The 6,322-nt window shown below is 64.5% G+C and carries 6 protein-coding genes; 2 read left to right on the top strand and 4 right to left on the bottom strand.

Annotated elements, in window-relative coordinates:
• On the top strand, window positions 1-1,499 hold a 1,499-nt coding region (gene ligA / locus WEA77_RS03850), incomplete at its 5' end, for an NAD-dependent DNA ligase LigA (RefSeq protein ID WP_368066544.1).
• 15 nt (window positions 1,500-1,514) lie between these two features.
• Here the strand turns inward: ligA and WEA77_RS03845 are convergent.
• The gene (locus WEA77_RS03845) at window positions 1,515-2,348 is read right to left on the bottom strand and encodes an outer membrane protein assembly factor BamD (RefSeq protein ID WP_368066543.1); all 834 of its coding nucleotides are present in this window, start codon (window positions 2,346-2,348) and stop codon (window positions 1,515-1,517) included.
• 263 nt (window positions 2,349-2,611) lie between these two features.
• On the opposite strand from WEA77_RS03845, the gene WEA77_RS03840 reads away from it, so the two are divergent.
• On the top strand, window positions 2,612-3,046 hold the full coding sequence (locus tag WEA77_RS03840; RefSeq protein ID WP_368066542.1) for a helix-turn-helix domain-containing protein: 435 nt from the start codon (window positions 2,612-2,614) through the stop codon (window positions 3,044-3,046).
• A 119-nt stretch (window positions 3,047-3,165) separates the two neighbouring features.
• Here WEA77_RS03840 and lpxC read toward each other — a convergent pair whose 3' ends face one another.
• From lpxC to WEA77_RS03825, 3 genes are all read right to left on the bottom strand, one after another.
• Complete coding sequence (lpxC, locus tag WEA77_RS03835; RefSeq protein WP_368066541.1) at window positions 3,166-4,077, bottom strand: UDP-3-O-acyl-N-acetylglucosamine deacetylase; 912 nt, start codon at window positions 4,075-4,077, stop codon at window positions 3,166-3,168.
• 186 nt (window positions 4,078-4,263) lie between these two features.
• Entirely contained in the window at window positions 4,264-5,697 is a 1,434-nt protein-coding gene (gene ftsZ / locus WEA77_RS03830; protein WP_368066540.1) for a cell division protein FtsZ, read from the bottom strand.
• Between the two features lie 95 nt (window positions 5,698-5,792).
• Window positions 5,793-6,322 (bottom strand): cell division FtsA domain-containing protein (locus tag WEA77_RS03825; protein ID WP_368066539.1); only part of this gene is annotated, 530 nt, incomplete at its 5' end.

The raw sequence follows: 6,322 nt of genomic DNA, 5'->3' as shown, positions 1-6,322 counted from the left end.
CGGCCGGTCGGAAGGTGTTCGCCAATCCGCGCAATGCTGCCGCCGGCAGCCTTCGTCAGCTGGATGTGGAGATTACCAGATCGCGGCCTCTGCGGTTCTTTGCCTATGGCTGGGGGGCGGTAAGCGCGCCCTTTGCGCGGACGCAGTCCGGCGCGGTCGAACTTCTCGGCAAATTGGGCTTCGTGACCAATCCGCTGATGGTCGGTGTCCTGACGGTACAGGAGATCCTCGCCTATTACCGGGATGTCGAGAGCCAGCGCGCCGGCCTATCCTACGATATCGACGGGGTTGTCTACAAGGTTGACCGGCTTGACTGGCAGCAGCGGCTTGGCTTCGTCAGCCGCGCGCCGCGCTGGGCGATCGCGCACAAGTTTCCGGCCGAGAAGGCGACGACGACATTGCTCGGCATCGACATCCAGGTCGGACGGACTGGTTCGCTGACGCCGGTAGCTCGGTTGGAGCCGGTGACGGTCGGCGGCGTCGTCGTGTCCAACGCGACGCTGCACAATGAAGACGAGATTGCGCGCCTCGGCGTAAAGCCGGGGGATGGGGTCGAGATCCAGCGCGCAGGCGATGTAATCCCGCAGGTGTTGCGTGTGGTGAAGCCGGGGAAGGGCCCGGCCTGGACGATGCCGGAGGTCTGCCCGGCCTGCGGCTCGGCAGCCGTACGCGAGATCGACGAGGCGGGCGAGATGGATGTGCGCCGCCGATGTACGGGCGGGCTGATCTGCCCTGCGCAGGCGGTCGAGCGGCTGAAGCACTTCGTCTCGCGCAAGGCGCTCGACATTGACGGGCTCGGGACCCGGCAGATCGAGCTGTTCTTCGAGAAGGGTGTGCTTCGCGCGCCGCAGGATATATTCCGCTTACGGACGAATATAGAGGCGGCCGGCCTGCCACCGCTTGAAGACTGGGACGGGTTCGGCGCTGCGTCTTCCAGGAAGCTTTACGCTGCAATCGATGCGCGCCGCAGGCCCGAGCTTGCGCGCTTTCTGAACGGGCTCGGCATCCGGCATGTCGGGCAGACAACTTCCGGACAGTTCGCACGCGGTTTCCTCAGCTGGCAGGTCTTCTGGGATGCGGTCAAACGTGCGGCGGAAGGTGGCCCGGGAAGCGAAGGCTATCAGGACCTGATCGGGATAGACGGCATTGGGGAAGCGGCCGCCAAGGCGCTGATCCAGTTTGAAGCAGAGCCGCATAACCGCGAGATGCTGGAAGCGTTGTTCGCCGAAGTCGAGATTGAGGATGAAATCCCGGCGGCGACGGACAGCCCGGTGGCCGGCAAGACGGTCGTGTTCACCGGGACGCTGGAGCGGATGACGCGCGACGAGGCAAAGGCAAGGGCCAGCGCGCTGGGCGCAAAGGTGGCGGGATCAGTGTCGGCTAAGACGGATATCCTCGTGGCCGGCCCGGGCGCGGGCTCCAAGCTCGCCAAAGCCGAAGGCCTCGGCGTGCGCACGATGACGGAAGCCGAATGGCTTGACCTGATCGGAGATGTCTGACCGTCCGGCGGCGGATTATTTCCCGCCGGGGATGATCCGCTGGATCAGCGTGCGCCGCTCCGAGGCGCTGACTGCTTCCGGGTCCACGCCCTGGCTGGTGAGCAGGCGGTAGCTCGATTTGTACCAGTCGGTCTCCGGATAGTTGTAGCCGAGCGTGGCGCCGGCGGCGAGCGCCTGATCCTTGAGGCCGAGCGTCAGATAGGCTTCGACGAGGCGATGCAGGGCCTCCGGAGCGTGGCTGGTTGTCTGGTAGTTTTGGACCACATTGCGGAACCGGTTGACGGCAGACAGGGTCTGGTTCGAGCGCAGGTACCAGCGGCCGACGGTCATTTCCTTGCCGGCGAGCTGATCGTTGACCATGTCGAGCTTGAGGCGCGCGTCTTTTGCATATTCGCTTTGCGGGAAGCGGCGGATGATATCGTTGAGCGCGGTGCTGGCGCGTTCGGTTGTCGCCTGATCGCGGCCGACATCAATGATCTGGTCAAAATGGCAAAGGGCGATCAGGTAATAGGCATACTCGGCTTCCGAGCCGCCGGGGTGCAGCGCCAGATAGCGCTCTGCCGCGGAGATGGCGGTGGTGTAATCGCGCGTCTGGTAAGAGGCATAGGCCGACATGACCATGGATTTGCGCGCCCATTCGGAATAGGGATGCTGGCGCTCGACTTCTGCAAAAAAGAGGATCGCCTGGGCATACTTGCGATCGTCCAGCTGGCGGGCGCCCTGATTGTAGAGCTGCTCCACGGGTCGCTCGACATAGGCCAGTTCGGTGTTGCGCTTGTTGGATTGGCAGGCCCCGAGGGCCAGCGCGCAGACGGCGATCGCAACGGGAAGGGGAATGGGTCTGGACATGGAAAGCGGCCTGTATCTGCAGCGCTGAACGGTTTCGCATGTCTGCTTAGCCCGAATGGACCTGCCTTTCCAAGGCCCGAATGGCAGGGTTTTCCGGCCGGGGGGCCGGTGCGGCGGCAAACCACAAAGTTTGGCCTTGCCGGCTGGGCCGTCCGCTCTACTTACAAAAGTTGGGTTTCGTGCCGGAAAGGGCGCAGGCGGCGACCGCCAGTCCAGCAATTGGGCCCCGTCACGGGGCTTCGGCAGACGATCGGGTGAAGATCATGACGAACCGGAAACTCAGTGACGCCAATTTAGTGGACCATCAGGTGGGCGAGCGAATGCGCCGCCGCCGCATCCTGCTGGGCCTGACGCAGGACCAACTCGCCGACGCGCTCGCCATATCCTATCAACAGATCCAGAAATACGAGACCGGCGCAAACCGCGTCAGCGCCGGCCGGCTGGCCCAGATTTCGGAGGTGCTGGAGGTCCAGCCCGGCTGGTTCTTCGGGGCGCCGGACAAGGTGGAGACTGCCGGTGGCTCGTCGCGCGCGGTCATCGAACTGGTGCGCAACTTTTCGCGGATCGAGGACGAACGGGTGCGCACGCATCTGATGGCGCTGGTGCGTTCACTGGCAGGGCGGGGCGATGAGCTGGGCGACACAGTGATGGCCCCCGAAACGGCGCCGAATGGCCGGGAGAAGGGCTTCGTCGACTAGATTTCGCGATCTGTTGCAATCAGATCGCGTGCTCCCGGTTTTTGATTTGTCGCAAACTCTTGCGCTCAGCCTGCGCCCACGTGAGCGGAGTTTACTTTAGCGGCCCGGGCCCGGTCAGTTCAGACGGCTGCGCGGACGTCTTCCATCGCGGCCTGCACGCCGGCATCTTCCCAGCACCATGCAGAGGGCGTTGCCAGCAGCTTGCGGACCAGCTTGTTGTTGAGAGCGTGGCCCGGCTGGACGGCGTCATAGTCTCCGGCAATCGGGGCACCAGCGAGCATCAGGTCGCCGACAGCGTCGAGCATCTTGTGGCGGACGAACTCGTCCTCGATGCGAAGGCCTTCGGGATTCATTACGCCGTCGTCGCCGATCACGACCGCGTTCTCCAGCGAGCCGCCGAGGGCGAGGCCCATGGCACGCAGCATTTCGACATCGCGGGCAAATCCATAAGTGCGCGCAAAAGCCAGATCACGGGCGAACATGCCGGGGGCAAGGCGCATGGCCATCTGCTGCACGCCGATATGGGCGTCGTCATATTCGATACGGGCGCGCAGCGTCAGCACGTCATTGTGTGTCGGTGACAGGGATGCCCGTTTCGGCCCGTCACGGACTTCGACCGCTTCGAGCACGCGGATACGCCGGCGGGCGACGCCAAGGGCGCGCTGGCCGGCCTGCAGGAGGAGTTCGTAGAAAACCGAGGACGAGCCGTCCATGATCGGCACTTCCGGCCCGTCGATCTCGATGCGCAGGTTGTCGATGCCGAGACCTGCGACGGCGGCGAGAAGGTGCTCGACGACCGCGACAGAGGTGCCGTGTTCGTTGGACAGGGTGGTGCCGAGCTGCGTGTCGGAAACTGCTTCGGCATGCGCAAGGATTTCGCCGGTGCCGGCCGCGGCATCGATGCGCACGAAGCGGATACCGCTATGGGCAGGGGCGGGCAGCAGGGTGAGCCGCGCGCGCGCGCCCGAGTGCACGCCAATTCCGGCGCAACTTACCTTGCGCGAAATCGTGGTCTGCCGCTCAACTGCCATGTCTCTGTCGGCCCTCAGCCCGGTACGCATACACATACCAGACGAGATGGCCCGGCAGGGCGCCGCACTCAAAACACGCGATGTTTCGCTGTATTACAGCCCGGCCGCCAAAAACTTTGTAAGAGACTGAATAACAAAAGGTTTTAACCCGCCGGATATGTGTCGCCCGAAGGCCACACCCGGGGCCTAATGATTGGCAGAGCGCCGCAGGAAGGCCGGGATTTCCAGATCGGCGTCGTCGAATGGTGCCGGTTCCGGATGGTCATCTGCAGAGGAGATGATCTGCGAGCCTGCAGGCGCGCCGCGCTGGCCGGGTTCGCAATCGTTCTGGCCCTGGGGCGCCGGGCGGCGCCAGCCGAAGAGGTTGGCGAAGCCGGACGCGGCGGGTGCGCCCTCGCGGGCCGGCCGGTCGGGAGCCGGCGCGTCGGTGCGCTCGGAAAAAATGCCGGCGGGAAGGGCGGCAGGCGCGCGCGGCGGTGTGACGATCTTGGGGCGGTCACTCAGATCTGGATCCTCATCGTGCGCTTCGATCGCAAATTCCTCGTCCGCCGCTTCGATGAACTCGTCTTCGGGGTCAGCCGTTTCGGCGAGGGCGTCTTCGACATACCGCTCGATCGCAGCAGGGGCCGCGTCCGGCGTGCGGGCGCAGATCGGCTGGGCAATCGGCAGGCGGCGCGCGGCGCCGTCGAGACCAGCCGCGACGACGGATACGCGGATGCGGCCCTCGAGGCTCGCGTCGAAGGCCGAGCCGAGGATGATGTTGGCATTCGGATCGACTTCGCGGCGGATCTCATTAGCCGCTTCGTCGAGTTCGAACAGCGTCATGTCATAGCCACCGGTGATGTTTACCAGCACGCCCTTGGCGCCCTTGATGGTCACATCGTCGAGCAGCGGATTGTCGATGGCGCGCTTTGCGGCTTCCAGAGCGCGGGCTTCACCGGTCGCTTCGCCCATGCCCATCAGGGCAGTGCCCATGCCGCGCATGATGGCGCTGACATCGGCGAAATCGAGGTTGATCAGACCGGGCATGACGATCAGGTCGGTGATGCCGCGCACGCCGGAATAGAGCACATCGTCGGCCATGCGGAAGGCGTCGGCGAAGGTCGTCTTGTCGTTGGCGATGCGGAAGAGGTTCTGGTTCGGCACGACGATCATCGTGTCGACATGTCCTCGCATTTTCGCGAGGCCTTCTTCGGCGAGACGCATGCGGTGGGCGCCTTCAAAGCCGAAGGGTTTGGTGATTACGGCAATGGTAAGGATGCCCATTTCCTGCGCGGCGCGCGCGATGATCGGGGCTGCGCCGGTGCCGGTCCCGCCGCCCATGCCGGCAGCGATGAATACCATATGGGCGCCGTCGAGGCGGGCGCGGATGTCGTCGAGGGATTCTTCAGCGGCCTTGGCGCCGATTTCCGGACGGGCGCCGGCGCCGAGGCCGGATGTGGTTGCGAGGCCGAGTTGCAGCCGGTTGTCGGCGCGCGAACGCGTCAGGGCCTGCGCATCGGTATTGGCCACGATGAACTCGACACCCTGGAGGTTTGCCTCGATCATGTTGTTGATGGCGTTGCCGCCTGCACCGCCAACACCGAACACGAGAATCCGCGGATTAAGTTCCTGGGTCATTGCGCCTCAATCTACGTCTGCGTCTGCCGGGCTGGCTGGAACAGGCAGAATGCGCGCCTGCCGCTAAAAAACGCTTAAGTGAGCCCCGGATGGCCTCAGAAATTTTCCTTGAGCCAGTAGAGCGCATTCTTCAGCCGTCCCGAGCTGCCTTCCGCTTCAGTTTCCAGTGACGATGCGCCAGCCCGCGCAGCGTCTGTGAACCCCAACTCCGGATAGAGTAGCAAACCGGAAGCCGTTGAAAAAGCTGGAGTTGCCAGTTGCTCGCCTAAAGTTTCTGCAAGGACCGGCCGACCGAGGCGGATCGGGCACTTTAGGATGCGGGTGGCCACTTCGCGCACGCCGGGGAGCTGGCTGGCGCCGCCGGTGAGCACCATGCGCTGTGGCAGGACCGACTTTACATCGCTGCGGGCGAGCAGGCTTTGCGCCATTTCGAAGATTTCTTCGATGCGCGGCGCAATAATCCGCGCGATTTCTCCGCGTTCGAGGCGGGAGGCATGCAGGCGGCCGTCGTCTCCGAGGCGCGGCGCCTCGATGCGCTCGGCGAGGCCCGGGCCTTCAAGGTCTGCGGTGCCGTAAACGTTCTTAAGGCGCTCGGCGGCCGCGAAGGTCGTCCCGATGCCTTGCG

This window comes from Hyphomonas sp. (assembly GCF_040882205.1).
In the GTDB taxonomy this organism is placed as follows: Bacteria; Pseudomonadota; Alphaproteobacteria; order Caulobacterales; family Hyphomonadaceae; genus Hyphomonas.
This window is presented reverse-complemented; position numbering and strand designations above follow the sequence as displayed.